General features: G+C 66.9%; 13 protein-coding genes. 8 read left to right on the forward strand and 5 right to left on the reverse strand.

Going from position 1 to position 15,395, the window contains the following annotated elements; genetic code table 11:
* Window positions 1-9 precede the first annotated feature (9 nt).
* Both K3A85_RS08450 and K3A85_RS08455 read left to right on the forward strand, forming a co-directional pair.
* On the forward strand, window positions 10-1,065 hold the full coding sequence (locus tag K3A85_RS08450) for a sugar phosphate isomerase/epimerase family protein (RefSeq protein ID WP_225206076.1): 1,056 nt from the start codon (window positions 10-12) through the stop codon (window positions 1,063-1,065).
* A 220-nt stretch (window positions 1,066-1,285) separates the two neighbouring features.
* Complete coding sequence (locus K3A85_RS08455; protein WP_225206077.1) at window positions 1,286-2,278, forward strand: aromatic ring-hydroxylating dioxygenase subunit alpha; 993 nt, start codon at window positions 1,286-1,288, stop codon at window positions 2,276-2,278.
* Between the two features lie 22 nt (window positions 2,279-2,300).
* On the opposite strand, the gene K3A85_RS08460 is transcribed toward K3A85_RS08455, so the two are convergent.
* The 5 genes from K3A85_RS08460 to K3A85_RS08480 all read right to left on the reverse strand — a co-directional run bounded on the left by K3A85_RS08460 (window position 2,301) and on the right by K3A85_RS08480 (window position 7,250).
* A complete protein-coding gene (locus K3A85_RS08460; protein ID WP_225206078.1) occupies window positions 2,301-3,908 on the reverse strand; it encodes a family 43 glycosylhydrolase in 1,608 nt (535 codons plus the stop codon).
* Entirely contained in the window at window positions 3,905-4,297 is a 393-nt protein-coding gene (locus K3A85_RS08465; protein ID WP_225206079.1) for a C-glycoside deglycosidase beta subunit domain-containing protein, read from the reverse strand. Before K3A85_RS08465 ends, K3A85_RS08460 begins: the two co-directional genes overlap by 4 nt.
* Entirely contained in the window at window positions 4,297-5,205 is a 909-nt protein-coding gene (locus K3A85_RS08470; RefSeq protein ID WP_225206080.1) for an alpha/beta hydrolase, read from the reverse strand. The genes K3A85_RS08465 and K3A85_RS08470 overlap by 1 nt, the downstream gene beginning before the upstream one ends.
* A complete protein-coding gene (locus K3A85_RS08475; RefSeq protein WP_225206081.1) occupies window positions 5,196-6,206 on the reverse strand; it encodes a sugar phosphate isomerase/epimerase family protein in 1,011 nt (336 codons plus the stop codon). Before K3A85_RS08475 ends, K3A85_RS08470 begins: the two co-directional genes overlap by 10 nt.
* Window positions 6,207-6,323: 117 nt before the next feature.
* Window positions 6,324-7,250 (reverse strand): LysR substrate-binding domain-containing protein, encoded by a 927-nt coding sequence (locus K3A85_RS08480; protein ID WP_225206082.1) that lies wholly within the window; start codon window positions 7,248-7,250, stop codon window positions 6,324-6,326.
* 138 nt (window positions 7,251-7,388) lie between these two features.
* Between K3A85_RS08480 and K3A85_RS08485 the strand changes: the two genes are divergently transcribed.
* The 6 genes from K3A85_RS08485 (at window position 7,389) to K3A85_RS08510 (ending at window position 15,375) form a co-directional block, all read left to right on the forward strand.
* On the forward strand, window positions 7,389-8,504 hold the full coding sequence (locus K3A85_RS08485) for an FAD-dependent oxidoreductase (RefSeq protein ID WP_225206083.1): 1,116 nt from the start codon (window positions 7,389-7,391) through the stop codon (window positions 8,502-8,504).
* A 13-nt stretch (window positions 8,505-8,517) separates the two neighbouring features.
* Window positions 8,518-9,420 carry a VOC family protein gene (locus K3A85_RS08490; RefSeq protein WP_225206084.1) on the forward strand — a complete coding sequence of 301 codons (903 nt, stop codon included), beginning with the start codon at window positions 8,518-8,520 and terminating at the stop codon, window positions 9,418-9,420.
* Between the two features lies 1 nt (window position 9,421).
* Window positions 9,422-10,579: an alpha/beta hydrolase family protein gene (locus K3A85_RS08495; RefSeq protein ID WP_225206085.1), complete on the forward strand. Its 1,158-nt coding sequence runs from the start codon at window positions 9,422-9,424 to the stop codon at window positions 10,577-10,579.
* A gap of 116 nt (window positions 10,580-10,695) precedes the next feature.
* Window positions 10,696-12,927 (forward strand): TonB-dependent receptor, encoded by a 2,232-nt coding sequence (locus K3A85_RS08500; RefSeq protein ID WP_225206086.1) that lies wholly within the window; start codon window positions 10,696-10,698, stop codon window positions 12,925-12,927.
* Between the two features lie 127 nt (window positions 12,928-13,054).
* Window positions 13,055-13,690, forward strand: a complete 636-nt coding sequence (locus tag K3A85_RS08505) for a gluconate 2-dehydrogenase subunit 3 family protein (RefSeq protein ID WP_225206087.1) — start codon at window positions 13,055-13,057, stop codon at window positions 13,688-13,690.
* Window positions 13,690-15,375 carry a GMC oxidoreductase gene (locus K3A85_RS08510; protein ID WP_225206088.1) on the forward strand — a complete coding sequence of 562 codons (1,686 nt, stop codon included), beginning with the start codon at window positions 13,690-13,692 and terminating at the stop codon, window positions 15,373-15,375. The genes K3A85_RS08505 and K3A85_RS08510 overlap by 1 nt, the downstream gene beginning before the upstream one ends.
* The last annotated feature ends 20 nt before the right edge of the window (window positions 15,376-15,395 follow it).

A 15,395-nucleotide genomic window follows, 5' to 3' on the forward strand; every position in this document is an offset into this window, starting at 1 on the left:
GAGCCTGTTATGAAGACAATCAAGGGACCCGGCATCTTCCTCGCCCAGTTCGTTGGCGATGCCGCGCCGTTCGACAGCCTTGCAACGATCGCCGATTGGGCCGCCGGGCTCCGCTACGAGGGCCTTCAGATCCCGAGCTGGGATGCGCGCCTGTTCGACCTCGAGAAGGCGGCGACGAGCCAGGTCTACTGTGACGAGATCACCGGCATGCTGGCGGACAAGGGCCTTGCCGTGACCGAGCTTTCGACGCACCTGCAGGGCCAGCTCGTCGCCGTGCACCCCGCGTTCGACGCACAATTCGACGGCTTTGCCCCTGCCGAGGTCCACGGCAATCCGCAGGCGCGGCAGGAGTGGGCGGTGAACCAGCTCGTGCTGGCGGCGAAGGCCAGCCGCAACTTGGGCCTGACCGCGCACGCAAGCTTTTCGGGCGCGTTCGCGTGGCCCTATTTCTACCCCTGGCCGGCGCGCCCGGCGGGACTCGTCGAGGATGCCTTCGACGAACTCGCCCGGCGCTGGACGCCGATTCTCGACGTGTTCGACGAACACGGGGTCGACGTCGCCTACGAGATCCATCCCGGCGAGGACCTTCACGACGGGGTCACCTTCGAGATGTTTCTCGAGCGCGTGGGCAACCATCCGCGCGCCAACATCCTGTACGATCCGAGCCACCTGGTCCTCCAGCAGCTCGATTACCTCGCGTTCCTCGACATCTATCACGAGCGCATCAAGTGCTTCCACGTCAAGGACGCCGAGTTCCGCCCCAATGGCCGCTCGGGCGTCTACGGCGGCTACCAGAAGTGGGTCGACCGGCCCGGCCGGTTCCGCTCGCTGGGCGACGGGCAGATCGATTTCGGCGCAATTTTCAGCAAGATGGCGGCCAACGATTTCCCCGGCTGGGCCGTGCTCGAGTGGGAGTGCGCGATCAAGCACCCCGAAGACGGCGCCGCCGAGGGAGCGCCGTTCATCCGCAACCACATCATCCGCGTGACCGAGCACGCCTTCGACGACTTCGCTGCCGGCGGCGCCGACCGCGATGCCAACAGGCGCCTGATGGGGATCGGTTGACAGGAACCATAATTCCAATCTAGACAAATCCCCTGCCCGGTCGCGACGATCGGGCGACAGCCTGGCAGCCGGCAATCTCCGCCGGCTTGGCTTGGCGGCTCCCGAAGCGGAGCCGCCGGCGCAGGCCCCACGGCATAGGCGGACGTTAGTCCGCGTGGGTGCGGGCAATGCGTTCAATCCTCAGCCATTTCCCGTGCCTCGATAACGAGAGGAAGGTACGATGGCCGAATACGTTCGCAACTGCTGGTACATGGCCGCCTGGGTCCGGGAAGTGCCCGAGGACGGCTTCCTCGCGCGCAAGCTGCTCGACCGCAGCTGGCTGTTGTGGCGCAATCCCGATGACAGCTGGGCGCTGGTCGAGGATCGCTGCCCGCACCGCTTCGTGCCGCTCAGCCGCGGTCGCTTCGCCGACGGCCGGATTGCCTGCGGCTATCATGGACTGACGTTCGACGGCACGGGCGCCTGTGTCCACAACCCGTTCGGCCACGCCGTGCCCGACACCGCCCGCATTTCCGCCATGCCAGTTGTCGAGCGCCACGGCGCCCTGTGGTTCTGGCCGGGCGATGCCGGGCGCGCCGATCCCGCGACGATCCCCGACTTCGCCTTCGTCGAAAGCGGCCCCGCGACCGGAAAGTCGCACTACGTGATGGGCGTGAACTACGAGCTGATCGCCGACAACCTGCTCGATCTCAGCCACGCCGAGTTCCTCCACGTCGAAAGCTTCGGCACCAACGGTTCGCTGTTCAGCCATGGCGCGCAGACCGTCGTGCAGGACGACACCGGCGCGATCTGGAACAAGTGGGACATGACCGGCGCGCCGCCGCCGGGATGGGCGCTTCCGATGCTGGGCGAGGGCGCCACCGTCGACCAGATCCTGCATATCCGCTGGCACGCGCCGGCCAGTCTCGCGCTGTTCATCCGCATGACCCGCAGCGGCGGCGCGGAGGTCATCGCCGAGATGGTCAACCCCCATATCCTGACGCCCGAGACGCAACATTCGACGCACTACTTCTTCACCCACGAGCCCGGTCCGGAGGCCGAAGCCATGGCGCGCCGCGTGTTCCTCGAGGAAGACGAGCCGATGATCGCGGCGCAGGCCGAGGCGATGGGCGATGCCGACTTCTGGGTACTGAAGCCGCTGATCCTGCCATCGGACGCAGCCGCGATCCGGGCGCGGCGGCGGATGATGCAACTGCGCCGCGCCGAGCAGTAAGCAGGAGCGCGGCGCAGGCGGTTCAGGGAAGAGGCCGGTAGCGATAGTCCCTGAACCGCACGCTGCCGCTGCCGCTGCCGCTGGCAAAGAGGGCCGGGCGCAACGAGGCGAGGTCGTCCATCGTGTTGGCGTTGTACCCGGACACTTCGCTGCGCACACCGTGACGGGTCCAGTCGGCCCCCGGAACGCGATGGTACATGGTGACGATATTGCGATCGTTGACGATGCGCAGGTCGATCCGCGTAGCCTTGCCCACCGGTTCCTGCCAATAACTCGCTTTGCCGCCGCGGTAGCTGGTCATCGATCTGCCGTCGTAGCCCATGCCCACGAACATCCGGTCATCGAAGAACAGCAGCAGGCCGCCGGTTGCGCCGCCTTCGAGTTCGAGCGAAACCGTGCATTCATAGGCATGATCGCCGACCGGGTGCGTGAGCGGACAGCAATCGTCCGGTCCGTGCCCCTTGGCCAGCAGCGTCAGCGCGCCGCCGGCGACCGTGGCGCGGCCGCTCTCGCCCGGCGCCTGGTTGTAAAAGCGCCACCGCGTGCCAAGCGCAGGCTTCGAGAAGTCGTCGCTCCAGTCGATCCCGTGCGGCCCCGGCGTTCCGCCGCGCGGCTTGCCGATCGCCCTGGCAAGATCGCCGCCCAGGGCGCGCGGCCAGCCGTCGGCAGTCCAGCCCACAGGTTCGAGCAACGTTTGCCGGCCAAGCGTGCGATAGCCGTTCTCGTAGCCGTGATAGACCATCCACCAGTCGCCGGCCGGCCCTTCGACGAACGTCGCATGGCCGCGCGACAGCCAGGCTTCGCGCGGGTCGGTGGTCCGCACGATCGGATTGTGCGGGCAGTTCTCCCAGGGGCCGTCAATCGACCGCGCGCGGGCGATCGTCACCATGTGGCCGGTCGGGGGGCCGCCGGTCCCGCCGACGGCCGTCACGAGGTAGAGGAATTCACCACGCCGGAACAGCTTGGGGCCTTCGAGCGAGTAGGCTTCGGTGACCCAGTCGTCCGGGTACTTCCAGCCGTCGTAAACCGGTTCGACGGGGCCGGCGGTGGCGAGGCCATCGTCGGTAAGCGCCACGCGGTTGACGCCGGAAAGGAACAGGTAGCGCCTGCCGTCCTCCCCCACGCCATGGCCGGGATCGATCAGGCCGCCGATGCCAAGGTCGATCGGAGCGCTCCACGGGCCCCTGATGTCGTCGGCCCAGATCACGAAGATGTTCGCGAAACTTTTCAGCCCCTGCGACCACGGCGCGGCCATGAAAGGGATGTAGATGAAGTACCGCCCGTCATGCTTGACGAGATCGACCGCGAAGACGATCCCCAGCGGATTGTCGAGCGCGGTCGCGACCGGGAACCAGTTGACGAGGTCGCGCGAGTGCCAGATCAGGAGGCCGGGCGATGCCTCGAACGAGGAATGGGTGAGGTAGTAGTCCTCTCCGTCCTTGAGGATCGAAGGATCCGGCCAATCCCCCGCGAGAACGGGATTGCGGAAAGTGCCATTGCCCAGATCCCCGTGCTGCTGCCGCTCTTCGCCCGTGTCCATCGCGGCGCGGGGCGTGCGAGCGCTTGCCGGGAGGCCTGCCGAAAGTCCGCCGACAATCCCCAGCGCAAGCGCCGCCCGACGATCAATCATGCGGCGAGGGTCACGGTCTTTTCGTCGAAGTTGAATGACGGGAAGGGCATGTAGCTGACCCGCAGTCGCTGCCGCAAAGAGAGCTTGTGCTCCCCGGCGGGGAAGCCGCCCGGGTGCTCCACCGAAATCGTCGCAGGCGCGCCAAAGCCCCAGCGCCGGTCATAGCAGGTTTCCATCTCGTCGAGCGTCAAGGCACCCTTGCCTTCGTCGAACCGCACCGCCGAACGAGGCAGCGGTTCGCCGTCGATGGAAACCTCCAGTTCCTCGACCATCGACAGGCCGAGGCCGCGATAATAGCCGAGCCGCGCGGTGAAGGCGAAACCGGTCGGCGCCTGGACGGGACCGGTGTTGTGCAGGCTGTCGGAATCGATCAGGTAGCGGTCAAACATCATTTGGTCCCTTCGACGAAGCCCTGGACGGTGAGCCAGCGCAGCATGAGATAGAGCCAGTCCTCGGTCGGGGTCCCCCGGACACCCGCGCCGAAGCCGTGGCCGCCGCTCGTGAAAAGATGGAATTCGATGGGTCGGCCAGCGGCGCGATAGTCATCGATCAGCGGGAAGCCCTTGACCATGCCGAGGAGGAAATCGTCCTGCGCCATCGCCACGAACATCGGCGGCGCATCCTGCGGCACCGACAACGGCTTCATGCTGGGATAGATCGGCGCGGCAAAGGCGGGCATGTCGGCGCCGCCCCGGGCCACGACGGACCGCGTCAGGAAGCCGCCGGCGGAGAACCCCATGAAGCCGACCTTGCCCGGATCGATGCCATAGTCTGCGGCATGGCTGCGGACATAGCGCAGCGCAGCGACGCCGTCGGCCAGGGCTTCGGGCGGGGTGTCGTCGGGCACGCCGAAAGTGACGCCTTGCTTTTCTCCGCGGATCATGCGCTCGAGTTGGCTGGCGAAGTCGGGCTGCGAGGGGGGCGTGGGGAGAACGCGGTATTTCAGGACGAAGGCGGTGATGCCGTGGTTGGCGAACCAGCGCGCGACGTCCCAGCCCTCCTTCTCGATGGCGAGGCCGAGGAAGCCGCCGCCCGGCGCGATGACCACCGCAGCCTTGCTGGCGGGACCGACCGGACTGAAGGGCACGAGCGTGGGCCGGGTGACGTTGCGGACCGAAACCCGGGTGCCGTCGAGATGCCAGATCTCGCGGTCGGCGGCCTTTGCGCCGGTATCGAGGTCGATCGCGCCCGGCTGGACCGGTGCGGGGATCGTGTCGCGGCTGACGACGGGCTGGGCGTTCACCGGAATGCTCGCGTATGCCGTGGCCGCCAGCAGGGTGGCGAGGATCAGGCGCATTCGCGGACGTCTTCGCGGGCCTGGGCGATCAGTCGCTCGAACATCACGTGCTGGCGGCGGACCTGCTCGCGGCTGTCCACGGGCCCCGCGTCCTGGACCCAGCGGTTGCCTTCGTATTCGCTGGACAGGGTGCCGTCCCAACCGCAGCGGACCAGTTCGGGAATGACTTCGTCGTAGGCGATGCTGGGGTCGGTGCAGTCCTCGGTCATGCCGTAGAACTTGGCCTGGATGTGCCGGAAATAGGGCGCATAGTCGGCAATGCGCTTGGGGTTGGCGAACGGCGCATGGCGCAGCGTCTCCGCCATGCGCACTTCCGCTGGATTGCCCTGCATCTTCACCGCGACTTCGTAGATCGTGTATTCGCACATGATCTTCTGTTCGTGCTGGTCGACGATGAACTGGGCGACCTCGGGGCGGGCGCCCTCGCGCTCGAAGCGGGCGCGGAATTCGGGCGGATAGTGCTTCATGAAGATGCCCATGTCGGGCAGGATGCCGAGGTGCCGGGTGCCGAGACGGTCGGCGACCTCGATCGTACGCAGGATCCAGGCGTGCTCGAGGTGCCAGGGGGCGTGGACTTCGACGCCCATGTGGACGTCGAGCGCCTCAGCATAGGGAACGCAGCGTTCGAGAATGTCGGGCCGCACGAAGACGAGCACGCGCATGTTGCGGATGCCGAGCCGGTTGCACCGCTCGAGGTCGCGGCGGATGCTTTCGACCTGCTCGTCGTCGGACAGCAGCTCGCCCTTTCGCAGCTTGGTGTCGAGGAACATGTCGTAGCAGGTGAAATGCGCGCCGTGGCGGGCGAGCATTTCGCGCCAGGTGGCGACGTCGGCGTCGGTCAGGGCCGGGAACTGGGGCATGTTCTGTTCGGGCAGGATCTCGATCCCGTTCGCGCCGATCGACGTGGCAAACGCGACGCAGTCCTCGACCGTCATCTGGCCGAGAAACATTTCTTCCTGAAAGCTGTAGAGGCTGACGCCGCGCTTGATCGAACCGGTCATGCCGTATCCCCGCCGAAGTTGTTTTTACCCGGCGCAGCGACGCGCGCCCGATGGGCCATGCCGCGACTCCATGACCGAGTATTGGAACTAAGATTATTATATTGATCGGCCGGGGTGTCAATCCGCGTGCGAAGCGGAGCCGTCCGCCGCGATCACCGCGTCGATCTCGCGCAGCAGCCAGCGCAGGCCCGCATCATCGGTCCGCGCGCGGTGGTACTGGACCATCTCGCGCATTGGCGGGAACGGGACGGGAAGCGGGGCGATCGCGATCTCGGAGCGCCGGGCGGCGAGGCGCGCAAGCCGCTCGTGCATGATCGCCAGGCGGTCGGTGCCGACCAGAAGGTCGGGCACCATGGTGAACGCCGGCACGATGATCTCCTCGCGCCGGTTGATCCCGAGCGCGCGCAGTTGCGCTTCGGCGAAGGTGAGCCGCACGATCTGGCCGAGCCGCACTGACACGTGGCCTGCGCTCGCGAACACATCGAGCGTGAGCGGGGCCTGCATCAGCGGGCTTCCGCTCCAGCCTGCGACGACGTGGTTCTCCTCGAACAGCAGCCGCGAGGGGTTGCGCGGACTGACGAAATCCTGCGGCACGATCATCAGGTCGATCTCTCCCCGGTCGAGCAACTCGACCGAGCTGTCGTCGGGGGTGACGATGTCGAGCTCGATGCCTGGTGCACGCAGCGCGATCTCGGAAGTGAGCGGGCGGAGAAGGACGCTGACCAGGAAGTCCGACATCGCGATGCGGAAGCGCCGCTGCGTGCGCGCCGGGTCGAACTGCGCCGGCTGGCTGGCGAACGCGTCGATCTGGGCGAGCAGTTCGGCAAGTTGCGGCTTCAGGCGCAGGGCATAGGGGGTGAGCATCAGGCCCTTGCCGTTGGCCGCCAGGAGCGGATCGCCGAACCATTCGCGCAGGCGGCGCAGCGACGCGCTGACCGCCGGCTGGCTCAGATGGAGGCGTTTCGCGGCTTGGCTGACGCTTGCTCCTTCGAGCAGCGCCTCCAGCGCGACGAGGAGGTTGAGGTCGAGGCCCTTGAAGCGCATCGTATCATCCGAATTTATGGATTTCGATGAAAACAAACAATTCGGCAAAAGGCAAGCTGACGGTTTAGCTGGCCACCGGGAGAGCGGCCGCACCGCCACGGGACAGCATCCGTGCCGGCGGCCCAGCAAGTTGGATTTATGCAGAACCTCGACATCTTGATAATCGGCGCCGGCATCGGCGGCCTGTCTTCGGCGATCGCGCTGAACCGCGCGGGGCATCGGGTGACGCTGATCGAGCGCGACCCGGAGTGGTCGGTCTACGGGGTGGGCATCATCCAGCAGTCGAACGTGGTTCGTGCGATGGACCAGCTCGGCGTGCTCGATTCCTTCCTCGACGCGGCCTTCGGCTTCGATGCGGTGGAAATCTTCGTGCCCGACGGGACCATGGTCGCTCGGGTTCCGTCGCCGCGCCTGGTGGAGGGCAGGCCCGCCAACGTGGGCATCGGCCGCAGGGCGCTGCAGAAGGTTCTCGGCGATTGCGCGCGCGCCCTCGGCTCGCAGATCCGGCTCGGCGTGACCGCGGACTCGCTCGACGACGACGGACACAAGGTTGCGGTCGGGTTCTCGGACGGCACTACCGGCATTTATGACGCGGTCATCGGCGCGGACGGGATCTATTCCGACACACGCGCAAAGATCCTGCCCGATGCCGAGCGGCCGGAGTTCACCGGCCAGGCGGTGTGGCGCTACAATTTTCCGCGCAGCGAGGGGCTCGATGCCCTGCAGGTCTACAACGGCCCGATCGGCGTCGGCCTCGTGCCCATGAGCGAGACGCTCATGTACATGTTCGTGACCACGCCCGAGCCTGGCAATCCGCGCTATCCGATCGAAGGGATCGCCGAAGCCATGCGCGGCAAGCTGGCGGGCTGCGCGCCGTCGGTCCGCGCGCTCGGCGAACAGATCGTCGATGATCGCGCCGTGGTCTATCGCCCGCTCGAGGGTATGCTCGTGACCGGGCCGTGGAGCCGTGGCCGGATCGGCCTGCTCGGCGATGCTGTCCATGCGACGACGCCGCATCTGGGCCAGGGCGCGGGCATGGCGGTCGAGGACGCGATCGTGCTCGCCGAGGAACTCGGCCGTGCCGAAACGGTGGAGGCCGCCTTCCATGCCTATCGCGACCGTCGGTTCGAGCGCTGCGCCTACATCGTCAGGGCGAGCCTGGCGATCTGCCACGGCCAGCTGGGGATCGCCCCGCCGGTCGACAATCACAAGGCCACCGGCGAGATGTTCGCGGTGGTTTCCCAGCCGATCTGAAGGATCCCAGCGCATGAGCCGCGTGACCGAAATCCGATATGTTGGCTACGGGGTCGCCGACCTCGAGGCCGAGAAGCGTTACTATACCGAGGTCTTCGGGCTGGAGCCGGTGGCGGGCGAGGACGATCGCGCCTGGTTCAAGACGGCGGGCAGCGACGAGCATCACGTCGTCGGCCTGCGCCGGGCGGAGGCGAACCGCGTCGACGTGATCGCGCTGGCGACCGACAGCCGCGCCGACGTCAATGCGCTGTGCGCGAGGGTCGAGGCAGCGGGGGCGAGGATCGTCCACCCCCCGCGCGCGCTGACCACGCCGGGCGGCGGCTACGGCTTCCGCTTCTTCTCGCCCGACGGCCTGCAGTTCGAGATTTCGGCCGATGTCGCGAAGGGGTCGCGTCGCGAGCTTGCGCGCTGGGATGGCGTGCCGGTCAAGATCAGCCACATCGTGCTGCATTCGCCCGACCACCAGGCCATGGTGCGCTTCTTCACCGACGTGCTGGGGTTCAAGGTTTCGGACTGGCTCGGCGACTTCATGTGCTTCCTGCGCTGCAACTCGGCGCACCACCGCCTCGCGATCCTGCCGGGGCCGCCGTGCCTCAACCACGTGGCTTACGACATGCTCGGCGTCGACGACATGATGCGCGGCATTCACCGGCTGAAGCAGAGGGGCGTCGAGATCGGCTGGGGACCGGGGCGCCACACCGCGGGCAACAACACCTTCAGCTACTTCGTCACCCCCGGCGGCTTCGTCACCGAATACACCTCGGAACTGGAAGAGGTCGACTTCGAGACCCGCGAGCCGACCGTCTACACGCCTGCGCCGATGGTCATGGACCAGTGGGGCATCGGCGTCGGCGGGCCGCAGACGCTGCCGCACCCTGCGCCCAATCCCGGGCTGTTCGTTGCGGTGGACGCCTGACATGGCGCTGTTCGAGTACTTTCCGAACTATATCTGGAACCTCTCGGTCGCGATCGCGATGGAGAGCGGGGCGCAGATCGGCGAGATCGTCGACATGTGCCAGCCGATCCGCGATGCCGCGGCCAGCGGCGCGGATGCCGGCACGCCGCAGTTCATGGCGCAATGGGCGGCGATGGGCGAGAAGCTGATCGCGCTCGCTGCCGAGGACGAGGCGAAGGGGCGCGCGTTCAGCGCCTCGAACAAGCTGGAGCGCGCCTCGCTCTACCTGTTCACTGCCGAGCGGATGCAGGGCCACGGCGCGCCCGGGCGCAAGGAGACCTATGCCAGGGCGCGCGCGGCGTTCGACAAGTCGACCGCGCTCGGCAAGCTGAACCGCGAGCGGGTGGAGATCCCGCTGGGGCAAGGGACCATGCCCGCGCTCTACACCCGCGCAGCGGGCGAGGGCCCGCGGCCGGTCGTGGTCTATTGCAACGGGCTCGATAGCTGCAAGGAACTGCTCTACTGGAGCCGGCTGCCGCAGGAACTGGCGCGGCGCGGCATCTCGACGCTGTGCGTCGACCAGCCCGGCTCGGGCGAGGCGCTGCGCCTGCAGGGCCTGCCGGTCGACCCGCACTCGGAAAGCTGGGCGAGCAAGGCGGTCGACTGGCTCGAGCAGCAGCCGGACGTCGACCCCGCACGGATCGGCATGACCGGGATCAGCCTGGGCGGCCACTTCGCGCCCCGCGCGGTCGCCTACGAGCCGCGATTTGCGAGCGGCGCGGTGTGGGGCGCCAACCACAACTGGCGCGAAGTGCAGGACCGCCGGCTGAAGCGCGAGGGCGAGAACCCGGTGCCGCATTACTGGGCGCACGTGATGTGGGCGTTCGGCGCGGCCGACATGGACGAGTTCCTCGCCAAGTCGACCGACATGAACCTCAACGGCCACATGGATCGCATCCGCGTTCCGTTCCTGGTCACCCACGGGGCGCAGGATCGACAGATCAGCCCGGCCTATGCCGACGATCTCTACGACCAGCTGGTCAACGCGCCGCGCCGGGAGAAGGTGATCTTCACCGCCCGCGAAGGCGGGGTCGAGCATGTCGGCGCCGACAACATGGCCTACGGCCGCGACTGCATCGCCGACTGGTTCGCCGAAACGCTGGGCGGGGCGACGGCGTGAGCGGCATAAATCCGTACTAGAACGTTCATTCTTGACAGGGCGGATGCGCATTTTGTAGAATAAATGTTCTAATTAAGCCGTCGGCGGGACCGGCGGTGTGTTTCAGGGAGGATCGTATGAGGCTTCGTTTGACCAATCACCTGCTGCTTGCTGGCGTCAGCCTGGCGGCGTTCCCGGTGTCCGCCATGGCGCAGGACGCGGCGGCGGGCGCAGCCGCGCCCGAGACCGGCATCCAGGAAATCATCGTGACGGCGACGCGCGCGGAAACCTCGGCGCAGCGGACCGCGGTCGCGCTCACCGTCTACACCGGCGCGGACCTTGCCGAGAAGGGCATCGCCACGGTCCAGGCGCTCTCGGCGATCGATCCGAGCGTCAATGTCACCTCGAGCACGGGCGCCGCGTATGTCGCGGTGCGCGGCGTCGCCTCGACCGACGTCACCGAAGTGGGTGACCCTTCGGTTCCGATCGCGCGCGACGGTTTCTACACCAATCGCTCGTTCTCGATCGGCACCTCGATGTACGACCTCGCGCGCGTCGAAGTGCTGAAGGGACCGCAGGGCACGCTCAACGGTCGCAACTCGACGGGCGGCCTCGTCTCGATCATCACCAATCGCCCGGGCAAGGACGCCGGGGCCTTCGGTTCGATCGAAGTCGGCAACTACGATGCGCTGAACGTCGAGGCTGGCGCCAACGTGCCGGTCAACGATCGCCTGCAATTCCGCATCTCCGGCACCCATCGCCAGCATGACGGGTATCGCAAGCTGACCGTCATCGACGACCGCGGCGACGACGACAACACCACCTCGGGCCGCATCCAGGTCGCTGCGCAGCCGGTCGACGGGCTGAAGCTGTGGGCGTCGTACCAGCATGACGATATCCACGCGGTGGGCGACGTCGCGATGACCTCGCCGCTGCGCACCCGCCCGGACTTCGGCGATGCGAAGTCGTTCCCCAACTACGCCGAAACCTCCAACCGCCTGAAGGGCGACCGGGCGCGCTGGGAAGCGAGCTACGACAGCCTTCCCGGCGACCTCACCCTGACCTACGCGGGCGGCTACGACCACCAGACCTGGAAGCACGCCCTCGACGGGACCGGCCCCGGCTACCCCGCCACCCGCCAGTTCCGCCAGGGCGAGGATCCGCGCACCTGGAACCACGAAGTCCGTATCAACAACGATCCGAACGGACAGGTGTTCTTCCAGGCCGGGTACTTCCATTTCCAGGAAGACAACACGATCGACTCCGGCCTGTTCAACGTCGCGATGACCGGACCGTTCGCCGAGGGCGGGCCGCTTTCCGATCACAGCTATGCCGGCCAGTACGGCATCAAGTTCGACTACAAGATCAAGACCAAGTCGGACGCTGTTTTTGGACAGGTCGCGGCCAAGCTGAGTGAACAGCTGAAGCTCTCGGTCGGTGGCCGCTACACGTGGGACAGCAAGGTCCGCACCGGCAACGCCAAGCTCATCATCGGGGCGCTGGCCTCGCCATTCGTGCCGCCTTTCGTTACCGTTACGACCGACGGCAAGGGCGACATGAAGCACGGCGAGGCCACCTGGCACGTCGGGCTGGACTATACGCCTTCGGCCAATACGCTGGTCTACGCCAAGTACGATCGCGGCTACAAGGCGGGCGGCTTCAATTCGAACGGCAGCGGCGCTTCGGTCGACTATGCCCCGGAGAAGCTCGATGCCTTCGAAATCGGCACCAAGAACCGCTTCATGGGCAACCGGCTGCAGCTGAACGCCGCGGCGTTCTACTTCAACTACAAGGGCTACCAGGCGTCGCAGACCTCTTGTCCCACCTGCTCGTCGGGCATCTTCAACGTCGGCAGCGCCAAGATCTACGGCGCGGAAATCCAGACGATCGCCCTGTTCGGCGAAGGTGGCCGCATCGACCTCAACGCGTCGTACCTGCACACCAGGTTCGGCAAGGACGACAACGGCAACGACATCGTCGTCGTCGATGGTGACAATCCGCCCAATCCGTTCGACATCACCGGCAACCGCCTGCCCAACGCGCCGACGATGTCGATCTCGGGCGGCATCGAATATGCCTTCCCCGTGGGCAGCGGCAAGCTCACCCCGCGGATCGACGGCAAGTACAGCTCGATGTTCTACTATTCGGTGTTTAACACCCGCGACACGCAGAGCCGGCCTTATGCAACGGGCAACGCCTCGCTTACCTACGAGCCGGAAAACGGCCAGTGGCAGGTGACTGCGTTCGTACGCAACTTCACCGACAAGGTCGTTCTGGCCAACGCGCAGCGCAACTTCGTGGCGGGCCTCAACACCTATCAGTTCCAGCCCCCGCGCACCTGGGGCGTGCGCTTCGGCTGGAAGATCTGATGGTGCAGCACGGTGCGGCGGCCGCGCTTGCCGCACCGTGTCCTGACAATGGAGCCACGACCGGGCATAGGCCATGGTCGTGGTTCCGGGTCGCGGCAGTCGCGGCCCAATCGGCAAGAGGGTGATCGTGACGGATCAGGCACAGGGTTGGAACCGGCGCGACTTTCTCGGTGGCGCGGCGCTGCTCGCTCTCGCCCTGGGAGTACCGACCGCGAGCGTCATGCTCTCGCCGGCCAGCGCCGACGAGGCGCCGTCGGATCGCCAGATGCAGGTCCTGGCGCGCGTTGCCGATCTGGTCATCCCGCGGACCGAGACACCGGGCGCGGTCGACACCGGGGTTCCTGCGTTCGTCGCGCTCGCGCTTGCGCACGGCCTGTCGGCAAGCCGCACGGCGCTTGTTGCGCCCGACAGCGCCTTGCGCCCCTTCTTGCGCGCCGACAGCTCGCTGCGCCATCTTCCCTGGCTTGAGGCGACGCTCGACCGCAATGCGCAAGGGAACTTCCTCGCCATCGCACCGGCGGAGCAGGCGCGGATCCTGACAGCACTCGATGCGGCGGCGTTCCCGCCCGGGCCCCCGCCGCAGACTCCTGCGCCCTGGGCCACGATCAAGGGGCTGATCCTGACCGGGTACTATACGTCCGAGCCCGGCGGTGCGCAGGAGTTGCGCTACGAGCTCGTCCCCGGCCGGTTCGATCCCGATATCGCTTTGGCTCCGGGTGACCGCGCGTGGTCGAGCGACTGGACCGCGGTGGAGTTCGGCTGATGGAATTCGATGCAATCGTCGTCGGCTCGGGCATCACCGGCGGATGGGCGGCCAAGGAATTGACGGAAAAGGGCCTCAGGGTCCTCATGCTCGAACGCGGTCGCGAGATCCGCCACCAGCAGGACTACGAGACCGAGACCAAGGCGCCGTGGGATTTGCCGTTCCGCGGCCAGGGCGACACTGAAATGTACCGGCGCGAACATCCTGTGCAGATGCTCAACCGCCACTTCACCGAGTGGTCGGAGAACCACTTCGTCAACGACCGCGAGAACCCGTACTCCACCGCGGCCGGCAGCGACTTCAACTGGTTTCGCAGCTACCAGCTCGGTGGTCGGTCGCTGACCTGGGGCCGGCAATGCTATCGCTGGTCGGACTACGATTTCGGCGCCAACAAGCGAGACGGGATCGGGACCGACTGGCCGATCCGCTACGCCGATCTTGCTCCGTGGTACGATCATGTCGAGCGCTTCGTCGGCGTGTCCGGCGCGCGCGAGGGACTGGCGCAACTGCCCGACGGCGAGTTCCAGCCGGCCATGCAGCTCAATGTCGTCGAGCAGGCTCTGCGTGAGCGGATCGCCGAGCGCTGGCCCGAGCGCTGCCTGACGATCGGCCGGACCGCCAACCTGACCGAGGCAAAGCCCGAGGAAGGTCGTGCTGCCTGTCAGAACCGCAACATCTGCAACCGCGGTTGTTCCTTCGGCGCCTATTTCTCTACCCAGTCGTCGACCCTGCCGGCGGCCCAAAAGACCGGGCGACTGACGCTGATCACCGACGCCGCGGTCGAGAAGATCGACTACGATCCCGTCTCCAGCCGCGTCACCGGCGTGCGCTGGATCGACACGCGGACCAAGACCCGACGCAGCGCAACGGCGCGGCTGGTGTTTCTCAATGCGGGGGCCTTCAACTCGGTCCACCTGCTGCTCAACTCGGCGAACGAGGCGATGCCCCGGGGCCTTGCCAACAGCAGCGGCGTGCTCGGGACCCACATCATGGACCACGCCAACACCCTTTCCGCCATTGCGATCATGCCCGGCTTCGAAAACCGGACAAGTTTCGGCAACCGTCCGACGGGCATCGTCATTCCGCGGTTCCGCAATCTCGACCGGCTCGACGGCAAGGGCTTTACCCGGGGCTATTCGTTCCAGGGCGGCGCGCTTCAGTCTGCGTGGACGCGCGGCAAGCGCGAGGCGGGTATCGGCGCGGACTTCAAGGCCCGCCTGCGTGCCCCCGGCATGTGGCGGATGGTGCTGGTGGCATTCGCGGAATCGCTGCCGCGTGCGAGCAACCGCCTGACGCTCAGCCGCACCAAGGTCGACGCCAACGGCATCCCGCAGCTCGAGATCGCGTTTTCCCACGGCGACCAGGAACGCGCTGCGCTGGCCGATGCGAAGGCCGAAGCCTCGGCCATGCTGACTGCGGCGGGAGGCCAGGTCATCGTCGCGCTCGACCAGCCGGGCGCGGGCGGGACGGCGATCCACGAAATGGGCGGGGCGCGCATGGGCTGGGACCCGCGCACGAGCGTGCTCAACCGCATGAGCCAGGCGCACGACATCGCCAACCTGTTCGTCACCGATGGCGCGCAGATGAGTTCGTCGGCCTGCCAGAACCCGTCACTGACCTACATGGCTCTTACAGCACGGGCCTGCGACACTGCCGTCTCGATGTTGCGCGATGGCGTGATCTGACCCCAGCCCGAAAGGATTGA

Origin of the sequence: Novosphingobium huizhouense, from assembly GCF_020179475.1 — a bacterium.
GTDB lineage: Bacteria > Pseudomonadota > Alphaproteobacteria > Sphingomonadales > Sphingomonadaceae > Novosphingobium > Novosphingobium huizhouense.